The 15300-nt window shown below is 61.5% G+C and carries 16 protein-coding genes; 7 read left to right on the top strand and 9 right to left on the bottom strand.

The genetic code is table 11. From position 1 onward, the window contains the following. The first annotated feature begins 118 nt into the window (after nucleotides 1-118). Together SOP95_RS20640 and SOP95_RS20645 are read left to right on the top strand one after the other, a co-directional pair. The gene (locus tag SOP95_RS20640) at nucleotides 119-1453 is read left to right on the top strand and encodes a dicarboxylate/amino acid:cation symporter (RefSeq protein ID WP_323608130.1); all 1335 of its coding nucleotides are present in this window, start codon (nucleotides 119-121) and stop codon (nucleotides 1451-1453) included. A gap of 142 nt (nucleotides 1454-1595) precedes the next feature. After that, the gene (locus tag SOP95_RS20645) at nucleotides 1596-2777 is read left to right on the top strand and encodes a CaiB/BaiF CoA transferase family protein (protein ID WP_323608131.1); all 1182 of its coding nucleotides are present in this window, start codon (nucleotides 1596-1598) and stop codon (nucleotides 2775-2777) included. Nucleotides 2778-2882: 105 nt separating this feature from the next. On the opposite strand, the gene SOP95_RS20650 is transcribed toward SOP95_RS20645, so the two are convergent. Then, nucleotides 2883-3377: a SprT family zinc-dependent metalloprotease gene (locus SOP95_RS20650; RefSeq protein ID WP_274072906.1), complete on the bottom strand. Its 495-nt coding sequence runs from the start codon at nucleotides 3375-3377 to the stop codon at nucleotides 2883-2885. 157 nt (nucleotides 3378-3534) lie between these two features. After that, nucleotides 3535-4137 (bottom strand): Yip1 family protein, encoded by a 603-nt coding sequence (locus SOP95_RS20655; RefSeq protein ID WP_008054814.1) that lies wholly within the window; start codon nucleotides 4135-4137, stop codon nucleotides 3535-3537. 280 nt (nucleotides 4138-4417) lie between these two features. Here SOP95_RS20655 and ttcA point away from each other — a divergent pair, with 280 nt between their 5' ends. Beyond that, nucleotides 4418-5242 carry a tRNA 2-thiocytidine(32) synthetase TtcA gene (ttcA, locus tag SOP95_RS20660; RefSeq protein WP_090324525.1) on the top strand — a complete coding sequence of 275 codons (825 nt, stop codon included), beginning with the start codon at nucleotides 4418-4420 and terminating at the stop codon, nucleotides 5240-5242. Between the two features lie 147 nt (nucleotides 5243-5389). Continuing rightward, on the top strand, nucleotides 5390-6064 hold the full coding sequence (locus tag SOP95_RS20665; RefSeq protein ID WP_323608132.1) for a DNA-3-methyladenine glycosylase I: 675 nt from the start codon (nucleotides 5390-5392) through the stop codon (nucleotides 6062-6064). Nucleotides 6065-6163: 99 nt separating this feature from the next. On the opposite strand, the gene SOP95_RS20670 is transcribed toward SOP95_RS20665, so the two are convergent. From SOP95_RS20670 to arsC, 3 genes are read right to left on the bottom strand one after another with little or no spacing between them, the layout of a single operon-like run. Further along, complete coding sequence (locus tag SOP95_RS20670; protein WP_274072908.1) at nucleotides 6164-6589, bottom strand: DUF2069 domain-containing protein; 426 nt, start codon at nucleotides 6587-6589, stop codon at nucleotides 6164-6166. A gap of 2 nt (nucleotides 6590-6591) precedes the next feature. Further along, nucleotides 6592-7188: an NAD(P)H:quinone oxidoreductase gene (wrbA, locus tag SOP95_RS20675; RefSeq protein WP_273919074.1), complete on the bottom strand. Its 597-nt coding sequence runs from the start codon at nucleotides 7186-7188 to the stop codon at nucleotides 6592-6594. Further along, on the bottom strand, nucleotides 7185-7538 hold the full coding sequence (gene arsC / locus SOP95_RS20680; protein WP_323608133.1) for an arsenate reductase (glutaredoxin): 354 nt from the start codon (nucleotides 7536-7538) through the stop codon (nucleotides 7185-7187). Before arsC ends, wrbA begins: the two co-directional genes overlap by 4 nt. Before the next feature lie 114 nt (nucleotides 7539-7652). On the opposite strand from arsC, the gene SOP95_RS20685 reads away from it, so the two are divergent. Continuing rightward, entirely contained in the window at nucleotides 7653-8120 is a 468-nt protein-coding gene (locus SOP95_RS20685; protein WP_323608134.1) for a TlpA disulfide reductase family protein, read from the top strand. Nucleotides 8121-8237: 117 nt separating this feature from the next. Here SOP95_RS20685 and SOP95_RS20690 read toward each other — a convergent pair whose 3' ends face one another. From SOP95_RS20690 to SOP95_RS20705, 4 genes are all read right to left on the bottom strand, one after another. Continuing rightward, nucleotides 8238-8642 carry an META domain-containing protein gene (locus tag SOP95_RS20690; RefSeq protein ID WP_274072911.1) on the bottom strand — a complete coding sequence of 135 codons (405 nt, stop codon included), beginning with the start codon at nucleotides 8640-8642 and terminating at the stop codon, nucleotides 8238-8240. Next, the gene (locus SOP95_RS20695; protein WP_020799714.1) at nucleotides 8642-9076 is read right to left on the bottom strand and encodes a hypothetical protein; all 435 of its coding nucleotides are present in this window, start codon (nucleotides 9074-9076) and stop codon (nucleotides 8642-8644) included. Before SOP95_RS20695 ends, SOP95_RS20690 begins: the two co-directional genes overlap by 1 nt. A 77-nt stretch (nucleotides 9077-9153) precedes the next feature. Next, nucleotides 9154-10146, bottom strand: coding sequence for a 2-hydroxyacid dehydrogenase (locus tag SOP95_RS20700; protein WP_323608135.1), 993 nt, complete (start codon nucleotides 10144-10146; stop codon nucleotides 9154-9156). Nucleotides 10147-10167: 21 nt separating this feature from the next. Further along, nucleotides 10168-12921 carry a response regulator gene (locus SOP95_RS20705; RefSeq protein WP_323608136.1) on the bottom strand — a complete coding sequence of 918 codons (2754 nt, stop codon included), beginning with the start codon at nucleotides 12919-12921 and terminating at the stop codon, nucleotides 10168-10170. 214 nt (nucleotides 12922-13135) lie between these two features. Between SOP95_RS20705 and SOP95_RS20710 the strand changes: the two genes are divergently transcribed. Beyond that, on the top strand, nucleotides 13136-13855 hold the full coding sequence (locus SOP95_RS20710; protein WP_323608137.1) for a response regulator transcription factor: 720 nt from the start codon (nucleotides 13136-13138) through the stop codon (nucleotides 13853-13855). Next, nucleotides 13845-15248 carry a sensor histidine kinase gene (locus tag SOP95_RS20715; RefSeq protein WP_323608138.1) on the top strand — a complete coding sequence of 468 codons (1404 nt, stop codon included), beginning with the start codon at nucleotides 13845-13847 and terminating at the stop codon, nucleotides 15246-15248. The genes SOP95_RS20710 and SOP95_RS20715 overlap by 11 nt, the downstream gene beginning before the upstream one ends. Nucleotides 15249-15300 lie beyond the last annotated feature (52 nt).

The following is a 15300-nucleotide window of genomic DNA, read 5'->3' on the forward strand; positions in this document are numbered from 1 at the left end:
GATGCCTGCCGTCGCGCAGCTCGAAAAAACAAATCCCTCCAGTGCAGGAGGGTTCGCAATTGAGTTGGGGTGGGCAACAGTCGGATGTTGTCGCCGCGCACTCTTGAGGAACTTTGCAATGACGACTCGTCAGCCACTGTACAAATCCCTGTATTTCCAGGTGATCGTTGCAATTGTCATCGGTATTTTGCTCGGTCACTTCTATCCACAGCTCGGTGTGGCCGTAAAACCGCTGGGTGACGGGTTCATCAAGCTGATCAAGATGATCATCGCGCCGATCATCTTCTGTACCGTCGTCAGCGGTATCGCTGGCATGCAGGACATGAAGTCGGTCGGCAAGACCGGCGGTTACGCATTGCTGTACTTCGAGATCGTTTCGACCATCGCGCTGCTGGTGGGCCTGGTGGTGGTCAACATCGTCCAGCCGGGTAACGGCATGCACATCGACGTGACCACCCTGGATGCCTCCAAGGTTGCCCAGTATGTCGCTGCTGGCGCTGACCAAAGCGTCATCGGCTTCCTGCTCAATGTGATTCCGTCCACCATCGTCGGCGCATTCGCCACGGGTGACATCCTGCAAGTGCTGATGTTCTCGGTGATCTTCGGTTTCGCCCTGCATCGCCTGGGTGCCTACGGCAGGCCGCTGCTGGACTTCATCGATCGTTTCGCCCACGTGATGTTCAACATCATCAACATGATCATGAAGCTCGCGCCGATCGGTGCCTTCGGTGCCATGGCCTTCACCATTGGTGCCTACGGTGTCGGCTCGCTGGTGCAACTGGGTCAGTTGATGGCCTGCTTCTACATCACTTGCCTGCTGTTCATCCTGATCGTGCTGGGTTCGATTGCCCGCCTGCACGGCTTCAGCGTGCTGAAGATGATCCGCTACATCCGTGAAGAACTGTTGATCGTGCTGGGTACTTCCTCTTCGGAGTCGGTGCTGCCGCGCATGCTGATCAAGATGGAGCGTCTGGGGGCGCAGAAGTCCGTGGTTGGCCTGGTGATCCCGACCGGCTACTCGTTCAACCTCGACGGTACGGCGATCTACCTGACCATGGCGGCTGTGTTCATTGCCCAGGCCACCGACACCCACATGGACATCACCCACCAGATCACCTTGCTGGTGGTGTTGCTGCTGTCTTCCAAGGGGGCTGCGGGCGTTACCGGTTCGGGCTTCATCGTACTGGCGGCGACCCTGTCCGCCGTTGGCCACCTGCCGGTTGCCGGCCTGGCGCTGATCCTGGGTATCGACCGCTTCATGTCCGAAGCCCGTGCACTGACCAACCTGGTCGGTAACGCCGTTGCCACCATCGTCGTGGCGAAGTGGGTCAAGGAACTGGACACCGACGTGCTGCAATCCGAGCTGGCGTCTGGCGGTCGCGGCATTGCCGACGAGCCTAAAGACGATGTTCTGGGCCACGTCGAAGAGGTAGCCCCGACCAACGCCAGGTAAGTCTTGTTGAATGAAAAACCCGCTTCGGCGGGTTTTTTCATGCCCGGGATTTGAGCACAACGGTCATTGCATGTGGCGCATAAGGTGATTGCTGCAAAGCGCTTGTCTGCCTAGGCTGGGGCATCATCCAGGGAGAATTCTCATGCTCGGTCCACTGGCATCACTCAAGGTTCTGGATTTCTCGACACTGCTGCCGGGTCCGTTCGCTTCGCTATTGCTGGCGGACATGGGCGCCGAGGTGCTGCGCATCGAATCACCCACCCGCATGGACCTGCTGCGCGTGCTGCCGCCCCACGATCAGGGCGTTTCGGCCAGCCATGCCTACCTCAATCGCAACAAACGCAGCCTGGCCCTGGATCTCAAGCAGCCCGAAGCGCTGGAAGTGATCACGCAATTGCTGCAGGACTACGACATCGTGCTGGAGCAGTTCCGCCCCGGCGTCATGGAGCGATTGGGGCTGGGCTATGAGGCCCTGAAAGCGATCAATCCCCGGCTGATCTATGTTTCGATCACCGGTTACGGTCAGACCGGCCCCTACAAGGACCGCGCCGGCCATGACATCAACTACCTTGCCCTGGCCGGGCTTGCGAGCTACAGCGGACGCGCCGACAGTGGCCCGCTGCCGCTGGGCATGCAGGTGGCAGACATCGCCGGTGGCTCGCTGCACGGGGTCATCGGCCTGCTGGCGGCCGTGATCGCACGCCAGTACAGCGGGCAGGGCCAGCATCTGGACGTGAGCATGACCGATTGCGCGTTCAGCCTGAACGCCATGGCGGGTGCCGGGTACCTGGCTTGTGGGATCGAACCGGGTCGGGAAGACCAGGTGCTCAATGGCGGCAGCTTCTATGACTATTACCGCTCCCAGGATGGGCGCTGGTTGTCGGTGGGCAGCCTGGAACCGGGGTTCATGAAACAGTTGTGTGTGGCGCTCGGGCTGGAGGAGTGGGCGAGCCTGGGGTTATCTGCGCAGCCTGCACAGCAACGCCAGCTCAAGGAGGCGTTGAAGACTGAGTTCGAAAAGCATGACTTCGCCGAGTTGTGCGCACTGTTCGCCGAGCTCGATGCGTGTGTCGAGCCGGTCTTGAGCCTGGGTGAGGCGGTGCGGCATCCGCAGTTGCAGGCGCGGGAACTGGTGGCTGAAGTGCCGCGGGGGGATGGTTCGAGTCAGGCGCAGATGGCTTGTCCATTGAAGTTTTCAAGCGGGTTGCCGGAGCCCAGGCATATTGGCGCGGCGCTGGGGCAGCATACCGATCAGGTGTTGGGGGAGTTGGGGTTTGGTGTAGAGCGGATTGAGGAACTTCGGCGTGCCAAGGTAATTCTCTAGCGCCTGTCAGGCCGCCATCGCCAGCAGGCTGGCTCCCACAATGGATCTTCCCCTGTGGGAGCCAGCCTGCTGGCGAAGAGGTCGACCCAGACACCACAAATCTCACTACTCGATGCGCATTTCCCCACTGAACACCAAGGTGTTGCGACACCGCCGACACAAATACCGCCGCCCCTGCCGCACCAAACCATGACGCTGCGCCGAGAACGGGAAATCGCTGTCGGCGCACGGGCACTTGTAGATGTAGCGGGTGACGCTGCGGCGTTTGACGTCGTAGGTGTGGCAACGGTTGGGGGGCAATTCGTACACGCCGCGCATGATCAGTTGCCACTCTTCGCCATGGGGCTGGATGCGGTCACCGAACAGTTGATGGGCGATCAGGTGCGCGACCTCGTGGGCGACGGTCTGCTTGAGAAAATCTTCGGTGTTTTCCCGGTACAGCTGCGGATTGAAACGCAGCAGGTTCTCGTGCAGGTGCGCGACACCGGCTTTTTGCCCGCGCAGCTTGAAGCTCACCACAGGACGTTTGAAAGGTCGTTTGAAAAAGGATTCGGCTTGTTGAAAACAGTCTTCGACGCGGGTATTGAGTTGCTCGGGCATGCTTGATGGATCTCCAGAGCAGTCCAGTATGCCGCAAGCCCGGTGCCTTGCGAATCTGCGAAGCGCCGAATGGTCTTCGGCGCTCTTGTGGCGCGGGCATTAAAAGGCCGCCTTGCGGCGGCCTGTGTCGGCAGATCTGATTTTTTTGTGGTGAGTGTTAATTGGTATAGACCGGCCCCACGCCGAGTCCCCAGACAATCACGGTGAACGCCATGATGGCGACCAGCACCACCAGGCCTACGGCGAGCACCGAACTTGAAAACAGAAAGCCCTCGTCAGATGGAATGTTCATGAAGGTTGGCAGCCCCACATACAGCAGGTAGACCGTGTAGCAGATGGCCGCAGTGCCAACGACCATCCCCAGCCACAGGTGGGGGTACAGGGCCGCCAGGCCGCCGATGAACAGCGGTGTAGCGGTATAGGTTGCGAACGCGATGCAGCGTGCCAGGCTCGGATTGGCGTCATAGGTGCGGGCCATCCAGTGGATGAACGCACCCATTACCGCTACGCCGCCAAGCATCGCCAGGTACGACATGACTGTCATCCATAGTGCGCTTTCCACGGTCAGCATCACCGGGGGGCGATTGCCGATGACCCAGCCCACCTGCGTAGTCCCGATAAAGGCCGATACCGCCGGTATCGCCGCCAGGATCAGCGTGTGGGTCAGGTACATGTGGCTGATACTTTCTTCCTGATCGCCACGAATCTCTTTCCATTCTTGGTCAGGGTGGGTGAAGAGCCCCACTACGTGATGGATCATGCCAGTCACTCCTCTTGTTTTTACCGTCGCCCCCCAGTGGAGCGCCCTACGGGCCAATGTGGCCAAGTAAGTAATAGGTCTGTATGTGATTGCGACCTTATGACGCAGTATAGGAAGGTCTTAACCCCACAGGGGGTAGGGCTTAGAGCAAATTGCGCTGTAAAGCACCCGGGTAATCGCTGTTGCATCTGTAGGGCACGCGATCCGTCGGGGTACTTCGTTCCTGATGGGTTTTTGCGTAAAATGCGCGCCTTTCGTCACACCTCACGGATTTCGCGTCATGGGCACTCTTACGGTCAACCAGAACAAACTGCAAAAGCGCCTTCGCCGACAGGCCGGTGAGGCGGTCGCCGATTTCAACATGATTGAAGACGGTGACAAGGTCATGGTCTGCCTGTCCGGCGGCAAGGACAGCTACACCATGCTTGATGTGCTGATGCACTTGCAGAAGGTCGCGCCGATCAAGTTCGAGATCGTGGCCGTGAACATGGACCAGAAACAGCCGGGTTTCCCCGAGCATGTGCTGCCGGCCTACCTCAAGGAACTGGGGATCGAGTACCACATCGTCGAGAAAGACACCTACTCGGTGGTCAAGGAGCTGATCCCGGAAGGCAAGACCACCTGCTCCCTGTGCTCGCGCCTGCGTCGCGGTACGCTCTACACCTTTGCCGACGAAATTGGCGCGACCAAGATGGCTCTCGGCCATCACCGCGACGACATCGTCGAGACGTTCTTCCTGAACATGTTCTTCAACGGTTCGCTCAAGGCCATGCCGCCGAAATTGCGCGCCGATGACGGGCGCAACGTGGTGATCCGCCCGTTGGCCTACTGCAACGAGAAGGACATCCAGGCCTACTCGGACCTCAAGCAGTTCCCGATCATCCCGTGCAACCTCTGTGGCTCCCAGGAAAACCTGCAGCGCCAGGTGGTCAAGGAAATGCTGCAGGATTGGGAGCGCAAGACCCCCGGCCGTACCGAAAGCATTTTCCGCAGCCTGCAGAACGTGATCCCGTCGCAACTGGCGGACCGCAACCTGTTCGACTTCACCAGCCTCAAGATCGACGAAAGCGCCGCTTCGCGTTTCGTCAATGTGGTCAACCTCTAAACCCGATTACTGTGGGAGCCAGCCTGCTGGCGATGGCGGAGTGTCAGGCGCTTCATTGTTGTCTGACACCGCTTCATCGCCAGCAGGCTGGCTCCCACAGGTTTTGTCACCAGTTGGCAGTTCATTTTTCAATCCTCAGGAGAGGGCATGCGCGATTACAAGTGGCTGAACGAATACTGTCTGAACCGCTTCGGTTCGGCCGCTGAACTGGAAGCCCATCTGCCCCTGCCCAAGACCCCGGCGCAATTGCGCAAGATCAGCGATGACCGCTACCTCTCGACCATGGCATTGCGGGTCTTCCGCGCCGGGCTCAAGCACAGCCTGGTGGACGCCAAGTGGCCAGCCTTCGAAGAAGTGTTTTTCAGATTCGACCCGGAAAAAGTCGTGCTGATGAGCGCCGAACACCTGGAACGGCTGATGCAGGACACGCGGATCATCCGCCATCTGGGCAAGCTCAAGAGCGTGCCGCGCAATGCGCAGTTCATTCTCGACGTGGCCCATGAAAAGGGCAGCTTCGGCGCGCTGATTGCCGATTGGCCAGTGACCGATATCGTCGGGCTCTGGACCTTCCTGAAAAAACGCGGCCATCAGTTGGGCGGCCTGTCAGCGCCGCGATTCTTGCGCATGGTCGGCAAGGACACCTTTGTGCCGAGCTATGACGTGGTGGCGGCGTTGAATGCGCAGAAGATCGTCGACAAGGTGCCGACCAGCTTGCGCGACCTGGCGTTGGTGCAGGAAGTGTTCAACCAGTGGCATGAGGAAAGTGGCGGGCGGCCGATGAGCCAGATCTCGATGATGCTGGCTTACACCGTCAATCATTGAGACCGCGTGGCTCCAATCGCCAGCAGGCTGGCTCCCACATTGGATCTGTGCAGGACACAAGTCCCCTGTGGGAGCCAGCCTGCTGGCGATTGCATTCTGTCAGGCGACGGAGATCTCGCCCTCGCCAGCCAACTTGCGGTTCAACTGATACCGCCACCGCACATACAACAGTGCCGAACAGAACACCGCCAGGCTTGCGGCCATCTCCAGCACACCGAAGAACTGCCGGTTCGGGTCATAGGCGGCCAATGCGCCCTTGATGAAATACAGGTTCACCACAAAGCACATCCATGAATGCCCCCGGGCATTGCCGACAATCATCCCCGGCGCGAGCAGCAACAACGGCACCAGCTCGATCAGCAGAATCACCCACGGCCGCGCACCGTGCAGGTCAGCGACCATCAGGTAGTAAACGCAGAGCAATCCCACCAGGCCAAGGAAACACAGCAGGCTGATGACGCGCATGACCCGAACCCGTGGCTCAAGCCATTCGATAGCGGGCAGGACCTTCGGCTTCTTGGCCACCCTCAACCCTCCAGTTTCTGAGCAGTCTTGGCCAAGCGCATACCGAGTGCGCGACACAACGCCACTTCGTGGGTATCCAGGCCGCTTTTGCCATCGGCACCGGCATGATGGCTGGCGCCGTACGGCGTGCCGCCGCCCTGGGTTTCCAGGAGTGCCGACTCGCTGTAGGGCAGGCCGGTGATCAGCATGCCGTGGTGCAACAACGGCAGCATCATCGACAGCAGGGTGGTTTCCTGCCCGCCATGCAGACTTGCGGTGGAGGTGAACACACCGGCAGGCTTGCCGACCAGGGCGCCGGTCAGCCACAGGTTGCTGGTGCCGTCGAGGAAGTACTTGAGCGGCGCCGCCATGTTGCCGAAGCGGGTCGGACTGCCCAGCGCCAGGCCTGCGCAGTTCTTCAGGTCATCGAGGCTGGCGTAGAGCGCGCCTTCGTCCGGGATATCCGGGGACACGGCTTCGCATTCGGTGGAAATCGCCGGTACCGTACGCAGTCGGGCTTCAAGGCCGGCCTGTTCGACGCCACGGGCAATCTGCCGGGCCATTTCATTGGTCGAACCGCTGCGGCTGTAATACAGCACCAGAATGTACGGCGCACTCACGGCAACAGCTCCAGGACCTGCTCTGGCGGACGGCCGATGATGGCCTTGTCGCCGACTTCGAGGATCGGTCGCTCCATCAGTTTCGGGTGGGCGGCGATGGCGGCGATCAACTGCGCCTCGCTCAGGCTGCTGTCGGCCAGGTTCAGGGTCTTGTATTCGTCTTCGCCGGTGCGCAGCAGTTGCCGCGCACTGATCCCGAGTTTGCCCAGCAAGCTCTGGATTTGCGTGGCGTCCAGCGGCGTTTCCAGGTAGCGGACCACCGTCGGGGTCAGGCCGCGGGCTTGCAGCAGTTCGAGCGCACCGCGGGATTTCGAGCAGCGCGGGTTGTGATAAAGCGTCAGATCGGTCATGAGCGGGTCGCATCTTGCGTAAGGTGGCGGCTATTCTAACTGGGCAGCGCTTAATCCTGAACCTTGGCAGGCGACGGGTCGCAGGCGCTTTCAATTTTTGACAAGGAACACGACATGACAAGGCGACTGGCAGCGGCATTGACGATTATCGGGGCGTTGATGCTGGGGGGCTGCGGTAACGACTACGGGATCGATCAGAACGGACAGAAGGTCGCCGCCGAGCGTCTGGACGGCAAATGGCTGGTGATCAATTACTGGGCCGAATGGTGCGGCCCGTGCCGGACCGAGATTCCGGAATTGAACACCTTGGCCGAGCAGCTCAAGGACAAGAGGATTGGCGTGTTCGGGGTCAACTTCGACAACGTGCAGGGCGAAGAGCTGAAAAGTGCCAGCGAGAAACTCGGAATCAAGTTCACCGTGCTGGCGCAGGACCCTTCCGAGTTGTTCGAACTGCCGCGCAGCGAGGCGTTGCCGGTGACCTACATCATCGATAACAAGGGCAAGGTGCGGGAGCAGTTGATGGGCGAGCAGACGGCGGCGGGGGTGGTGGCCAAGCTCGAAGCATTACAGGCGAAAAATTAGGCGGGTGGCAACGACAAACCGTGTAGGAGCTGGCTTGCCAGCGAAGAGGCCCGACAGTCCAGCGAAATGGTCAAAGACGCCTTCGCCGGCAAGCCGGCTCCTACAGGTTCAGAGGGATCAACCCTCTTCCAGCCACCAGCGCAGCGGCTTGCCTTCGGCAGGCCAGAAACGCATCTGGTCGATCGACGAGACGTCCCAGCGCTGCACGCCTTCCAGTGCCTGGAGGAAGCGTTTTTCCTGCTCCATCAGGGCCGGCGCACAGAGTTTGCGGGTGCTGCCGATCTTGCCGAAGCTCAGCTTGTGGCCTTCCAGGGTGTACGGCGCGAACCAGTGGTTGCAGCCGCCGTTACCGTAGGCGCGACCGTCTTCACCCAGGGTGATGGTCAGGTGGCTGTAATCCATCAACGGACGCTCGCCGATCCACTCCAGGATGTAACTGCGGTTTTGTTCAAGTTGCACTGGTTCGGCGGCGCAGCCCACCAGGCTGGCACCGACCATCGCGGTCAGGGCGAGGCGTTTCATCACGCAGGCTCCTGGCATTTGGGGCACAGGTGCTTTTCGCCAACGGTGGTCCAGCCCAACTCGGCAATCCGCGCGGTGGCGGCAGGCTTTTCAGCCTTGTTGCCAAGCTTGGCGTCCACGGCGAACTCGAAACTCAGTTCTTTGGCGCAGCTGTCGCAATTCACCTGCCAGGTATGGATCGCCAGTTCGCCGAACACCGGGCCACTGGCCACCGCGACCCATTGGCCAGGAGGGTTGATCAGGTGGCGAACCGTTTCGACGGTCAGGCGCATGGACAAGTCCTTGGCGCCCTTGAGGGTCACGACCAGCACGTCGTTATTACGAATCGAGCCGCCGTTGCCGGTGACTTGATAACGCCCCGGCACCAGGGCGCGGCATTCGGTGAGGGTGTGTTGCGGGTTCATCAGGGTGTAGCGGAAATCGTGTTCGACCATGGGTCCTCCAAATATGCGCGATATGCTAGCACGGGCTTACGCGAAGCATGCCGCAGGCATATGACCTTCGATCAGGTTCAATCACCCTCGACCTGATTCTCTGGCGACCCGGCCGCCCACGCCGCGATGTTCTGCAAGGTGGTCGCGGCAATCGCCCCCAGGGCTTCACGGGTCAGGAAGGCCTGGTGGGCCGTGACGATCACGTTGGGGAAGGTCAGCAACCGCGCCAGTACATCGTCCTGCAACGGCAGGTCGGAACGGTCCTCGAAGAACAGTTGGGCTTCCTCTTCATACACATCCAGTCCCAAATAACCCAGTTGGCCGCTCTTCAAGGCATCGATCAGCGCCGGGGTGTCCACCAGGCCGCCGCGGCCGGTGTTGATCAACATGGCGCCTGGCTGCATGTGCGCCAGGGTCTGGCGGTTGATCAAATGCTTGCTCTGGGCATTGAGCGGACAGTGCAGGCTGATGATCTGCGACTCGGCCAGCAACTGCGGCAAGTCCAGGTAGCGGGCGCCAAGGGCTTCGACCTGGGGATTGGGGAACGGGTCGTAGGCCAGCAACTGGCAGCCGAACCCGTGCATGATTTTCGCGAAAGTCGCGCCGATCTGCCCGGTGCCGACCACGCCGACGGTCTTGCCCACCAGGTCGAACCCCGTCAGCCCGTGCAGGCTGAAATCGCCTTCGCGGGTGCGGTTGTAGGCGCGGTGCAGGCGGCGGTTGAGTGCCAGGATCAGGGCGACGGCATGCTCGGCCACGGCGTGGGGCGAATAGGCCGGGACGCGCACGATCGCCAGCCCCAGGCGCTTCGCCGCCGCGAGGTCGACATGGTTGTAGCCGGCCGAGCGCAGGGCGATCAGGCGTGTGCCGCCTGCGGCCAGGCGTTCGAGCACCGGGGCGCCGAGGTCATCATTGATGAAGGCGCAGACCACCTCGTGATGCTCTGCCAGCGCCACGGTGTCGAGGCTCAGGCGTGCCGGCTGAAAGTGCAGCTCGATACCGGGCGGCAGGTGGGCGGCGAGAAAGCTGTCGCGGTCGTAGGTCTGGCTGCTGAAAAGTATCGTGCGCATGTGGTCCTCCTGGAATGTGCATCAGGCGTTGATGCGCGCCTGGGCTGCCAGGCGATTGATCGCCCGGTCGAGGTCTTCAAGTGCGCCAAAGGCCTTCGGGTCTTTCTGCTTGAGCAGGGTTTCACTGCGTTGGCAGGCGGCGCGCAGTTGCGGTACGCCGCAATAACGGGTCGCGCCGTGCAGGCGATGAACCCGCTCGATCAGGGCGTTGTGGTCGTTGCTTTGCTGGGCCTGGCGGATGGCTTCACGGTCGGCTTCCAGCGACGCCAGCAGCATTGCCAGCATGTCGGCGGCCAGATCGGCCTTGCCGGCAGCCAGGCGCAAGCCTTCTTCGTGATCGAGCACCTGCAACTCGTAGGTGCTGCCGTGGCTGTCGCCTGCGCGGTCCGGTGTGTGGTTGCGCAGTGCCAGCCCGCTCCATTTGAGGACCACCTGCGCCAATTGCCGCTCGCTGATCGGCTTGGTCAGGTAATCGTCCATGCCGCTTTGCAGCAAGGCGCGTTTTTCGTTGGCCATGGCATGCGCCGTGAGGGCTACGATCGGCAGCGGCGTGCAATGCCGCTCGCTTTCCCATTGGCGGATCGCCTCGGTACTTTGGCGCCCATCCATGCCGGGCATTTGCACGTCCATCAGCACCAGGTCAAACGTCTCGTTCTGCACCGCCTTGATCGCCGCATAACCACTTTCCACGGCGAGCACCTTGGCGCCCATGTCTTCGAGCAGGGTTTGTACCAGCAGCAGATTGGCCGGGTTGTCGTCGACGCACAGCACCTTCGGCGCGCGGCTGGACACCGGCTCGCTGGCTTCGCTGCGCAACTGCCGCGGGTTGACCAGGTCGGACAGCGCACGCCGCAGCTTGCGGGTGCAAGCCGGTTTGGCCTGGAGCTGGCTGTGGGGGTTCGGCACCGACAGGTGGAACAGCGTCTGTTCGGTGGTGGGACACAACACCAGCACTTTGCAGCCCAGGTGCTCGAGGTCCCAGATGTGCTGGTTGAGGCGTTCCGGTGGCATATCGTTGCTGGTGATCCCGAGCACCGCGAGTTCGATCGCCTGATCGGTCTGATGCGCGCCGGTGACGCCGTTCGCCAGGCTCTCCAGGGTAGTGAACGGGGTGACGTCCAGGCCGCAGTCTTCCAGTTGATGCTGCAACGCCTGGCGCGCCAGCTCATGGTTTTCCAGCACGGCAATCCGCCGACCGAGCAGCGGCGCGCTCGGCAGGTCTTCGGCATCGTCGCGGGCCTTGGGCAGGTTCAGGCTGATCCAGAACTCCGATCCCTCGCCCGGGGTGCTATCGACACCAATCTCGCCCCCCATTTGTTCGATCAGGCGCTTGGAGATCACCAGCCCCAGGCCGGTGCCGCCGGGTTGCCGCGACAGCGAGTTATCGGCCTGGCTGAAGGCCTGGAACAACGCGCGCACATCCTGGCTCGACAGGCCGATGCCGGTGTCCTGGATGCTGATGCGCAGTTGCACGCTGTCTTCGTGTTCTTCCTCGAGCATGGCCCGGGCGACGATGGTGCCCTCGCGGGTGAACTTGATCGCGTTGCTGACCAGGTTGGTCAGGATCTGCTTGAGCCGCAACGGATCGCCCACCAGCGACAGGGGTGTGTCGCGATACACCAGGCTGATCAGCTCCAGCTGTTTGGCGTGGGCTGCGGGGGCGAGAATGGTCAATGTGTCCTGCAGCAGGTCGCGCAGATTGAACGGAATATGGTCGAGCACCAGCTTGCCGGCCTCGATCTTCGAAAAGTCGAGGATCTCGTTGATGATGCCCAGCAGGCTGTCGGCAGATTTTTCGATGGTGCCCAGGTAATCGAGCTGGCGCGGGGTCAGTTCACTTTTCTGCAGCAGATGGGTGAAGCCAAGGATGCCGTTGAGCGGCGTGCGAATTTCATGGCTCATGTTGGCCAGGAACTCGGACTTGATCCGGCTCGCCTCCAGGGCTTCCATGCGCGCCAGGTCGAGTTCGATGTTCTGGATCTCGATGGTCTCGAGGTTCTGGCGCACGTCCTCGGTGGCCTGGTCGATGCTGTGTTGCAGTTCTTCCTGGGCATTCTGCAGGGTGCCGGCCATGCGATTGATGCCGGAGGCCAATTCATCCAGCTCCTGGCTGCCCAGGGGCGGCAGGCGGGTTTCCAGGTGACCGTCCTTGAGTTGGGCCACGGCCTGTTTGATCTGGGTCAGCGGCCGATTGATCGTGCGGCCCATGCGCAAGGCCAGTAGCGCCGCGCCCCCGAGGCCGGCGCCGATCATCAGCAGGCTGGCGAACAGACTGCGGTAGCCACGCAACAGCATGCCATTGTGGGACAGCTCGAGTTCGACCCAGCCCAGCAGGCGGTCGGCTTCATCGGGAATCACGTCGCCGGCCAGGTTGCGGTGTTTGCCGAACACCGGCAGCAGGTAACGCGTGGCTTCACTGCCACTGCGGCGCAGCATTTGCGAACCTTCGCCCATGGGCGCCTGGGTCAGCATGATCGGCCCGGCGTGGGCCAGCGGCGTGCGGTCCGGGGCCAGGAAGGTCACGGCGCGCACGTCCGGCTGTTCCAGGGACTGGGTGGCGATACGTTCCAGCAGTTCGTTGTTGTTGTGGCCCATGGCGGGCGCCACCAGCGGCGCCAGTTGCTCGGCGATCATTTCGCCGCGCTGCAGGAGTTGGGTCTGCAGGTCCGATTGCTGCATCCAGGTGAAATAGCCGCCCAGGACCAATGCCATCAGGCTGGTCGGCAGCAGCGTCAGCAACAGCACGCGGCCTTTGATTCCCAGTTTCGTCAGCACGCCTCTCTCCTGCAACCGGCTATTTATAGGGCAGCGCATGCGTCCGGCACGCGCCACTTGCGCAGTGTAGCGATTTGCACGCGGGCGATCCTCGGTAATTGATGTCGTCACTCGTCGGTTGTTCGTGGGCTTTTGCGTCTTGCGCAAGCCCTCGGGTTGCCCCGGGCGAGGCAATCTTGAATAATTAACAACTGAGAATTATTTGCAGATAATAATGACGACCATCAGCGCTGGCCATCCCCGTATCCTCGCCATCGAAGACGATCTCGTACTCGGTGCCTATGTCCATGAACATCTGGGCCGTAGCGGCTTTCAGGTAACCTGGTGCCAGAATGGCCAGGAAGGCCTGGACATGGCCCGCGAGCAAGCCTTCGATGTGGTGTTGATGGACATCCTGTTGCCGGGGCTGGACGGGCTGGCGGCGCTGACGCAACTGCGCCGCAGCCATTCCACCCCGGTGTTGCTGATGTCGGCACTCGGCGCCGAGGCCGATCGCATCAGCGGCTTTCAACTGGGGGCCGATGATTACCTGCCCAAACCCTTCAGCATGGCCGAGTTGCGCGTACGTATCGAAGCCATCCTGCGCCGGGTAGCGCTCGATCGCCGGCCGACGCCGGTGGCGCTGGTGGCCCAGGTGGACAGCCTGCGTTTCGACGACGAGCGCTGCGACGTATTTTATCGGCAGCAGCCTGCCGGCCTGACCCGCAGTGAATATCGCCTGCTGGAAACCCTGAGCCGCAGCGCCGATGAAGTATTGAGCAAGGCCTTCCTTTATCAGCAGGTCCTGCAACGAGGTTATGCCGCCCACGATCGCAGCCTGGACATGCACATCAGCCAGATTCGCCGCAAACTCAAGGCCATCGGTTATACCGAGCGGGAAGTGCGCACGGTCTGGGGCAAGGGCTACATCCTGAGTGCCGGCGATGAAATGTAACTTGCCGGGCCGGCATTCGCTGTTCTGGAAACTGGCCTGCCTGTTGGTGGCGTTCTGTCTGCTGATGATCTGGTTGAGCTGGTCCTGGGGCCGCTACATGGAGCAGCGCAACCAGTTCCTCTCGGACGAGGCCCGAGGCACCTTGACGCGTTATGCCGCCGAGGCGGAACAGGCGTGGCAACAGCGCCGGACCGAGGGGGTCGATGACTGGCTGCAGACCATGCATCAAAGGGAAAAGAGCTGGGTTGGCGTCATCGGCGGTGACCTGCAGTCCTTGAGCAGCTTTGCGCTGACGGACGATGAAATTGAACACCTGACGTTTCTGCGCGGCCTGGATTGGCCCATCCACAAGAAAGGCCGGCCGTGGATGCGGGTGCCGTTTCCCGGCGACCCTTCCGTCGGCAGCCTGGTGATCGAACTGCCCCAACGCTTTGTGCCGGGACGCTATCGGGTGTTCTGGCGGGTGATCACTAACGGCGTGATTCCCGGGTTGTTCACCTTGCTGTTGTGCGTCGGCCTGTACCGCTTGCTGGTGGTGCCGCTCAATCACCTGCGCGAACAAGCCAACGCCTGGCGTGCCGATCAGCTCAACGTGCGACTGTCGCGCCGCACCACCAATCGCGCCGACGAACTGGGAGAACTGGGCAGGGCGTTCGATCACATGTCCGAACGCCTGCAAACCACCGTGGCGCTGCAGCAACAACTATTACGCGACCTGTCCCATGAATTGCGCACGCCGTTGAGCCGCCTGCGGGTGGCCAGTGAAAGCGAGCAGGGCCTGGAGCAGTTGCGCGAGCGCATCGGCCGCGAGGTCGACGGCATGCAACGGCTGGTGGAAGACACGCTGCAATTGGCCTGGCTCGACACCGAACGCACGCGATTGCCGGACGAAGCGATTCAGGTCCAGGCCTTGTGGGAAATGCTCACGGAAAACGCCTGCTACGAAAGTTGCTGGCCGGATGGGCAATTGCAATGTTCGGTGGACGCCTCCTGCTGGGTGCGCGGCCACCTCAATACCCTGGCCCAGGCCCTGGAGAACATGCTGCGTAATGCGATTCGACATTCGCCCAAGGGTGGCATTGTCCATCTTGGCGGACAGCGCGATGGCGACTACTGGCACCTGTGGCTGGAGGATCAGGGCGGCGGCGTAGCGGAGGCTGATCTAGAGCGAATCTTCTTGCCCTTCACCCGACTCGACGGCTCGCGGCCGGGGGACGGTGGATTTGGCCTGGGCTTGAGTATTGCCCGGAATGCAGTGCGGCGTCAGGGCGGAAAGCTCTGGGCGCAGAACACCGGGAGCGGGTTGCGGATTAATATGCGGTTGGTGGCGGATGATGGAGCTGTCAGTGATGACTCCTACGCGAGCAGGCTCTCCCTTCCTACAACGCTCTGATTTTGCGGGAGCGTTCCCGAGTTTCTGTACGACATTTCCCAAAGGGTATCAC

Origin of the sequence: Pseudomonas sp. YuFO8 (assembly GCF_035065025.1) — a bacterium.
Classification (GTDB): Bacteria; Pseudomonadota; Gammaproteobacteria; order Pseudomonadales; family Pseudomonadaceae; genus Aquipseudomonas; species Aquipseudomonas putida_AE.

Excerpts from the sequence above, each read along its gene's own strand:
- SOP95_RS20640 (WP_323608130.1), top strand. The coding sequence starts at position 119 with ATGACGACTCGTCAGCCACTGTACAAATCCCTGTATTTCCAGGTGATC.
- SOP95_RS20645 (WP_323608131.1), top strand. The coding sequence starts at position 1,596 with ATGCTCGGTCCACTGGCATCACTCAAGGTTCTGGATTTCTCGACACTG.
- SOP95_RS20650 (WP_274072906.1), bottom strand. The coding sequence starts at position 3,377 with ATGCCCGAGCAACTCAATACCCGCGTCGAAGACTGTTTTCAACAAGCC.
- SOP95_RS20655 (WP_008054814.1), bottom strand. The coding sequence starts at position 4,137 with ATGATCCATCACGTAGTGGGGCTCTTCACCCACCCTGACCAAGAATGG.
- ttcA (WP_090324525.1), top strand. The coding sequence starts at position 4,418 with ATGGGCACTCTTACGGTCAACCAGAACAAACTGCAAAAGCGCCTTCGC.
- SOP95_RS20665 (WP_323608132.1), top strand. The coding sequence starts at position 5,390 with ATGCGCGATTACAAGTGGCTGAACGAATACTGTCTGAACCGCTTCGGT.
- arsC (WP_323608133.1), bottom strand. The coding sequence starts at position 7,538 with ATGACCGATCTGACGCTTTATCACAACCCGCGCTGCTCGAAATCCCGC.
- SOP95_RS20685 (WP_323608134.1), top strand. The coding sequence starts at position 7,653 with ATGACAAGGCGACTGGCAGCGGCATTGACGATTATCGGGGCGTTGATG.
- SOP95_RS20690 (WP_274072911.1), bottom strand. The coding sequence starts at position 8,642 with ATGAAACGCCTCGCCCTGACCGCGATGGTCGGTGCCAGCCTGGTGGGC.
- SOP95_RS20695 (WP_020799714.1), bottom strand. The coding sequence starts at position 9,076 with ATGGTCGAACACGATTTCCGCTACACCCTGATGAACCCGCAACACACC.
- SOP95_RS20700 (WP_323608135.1), bottom strand. The coding sequence starts at position 10,146 with ATGCGCACGATACTTTTCAGCAGCCAGACCTACGACCGCGACAGCTTT.
- SOP95_RS20710 (WP_323608137.1), top strand. The coding sequence starts at position 13,136 with ATGACGACCATCAGCGCTGGCCATCCCCGTATCCTCGCCATCGAAGAC.
- SOP95_RS20715 (WP_323608138.1), top strand. The coding sequence starts at position 13,845 with ATGAAATGTAACTTGCCGGGCCGGCATTCGCTGTTCTGGAAACTGGCC.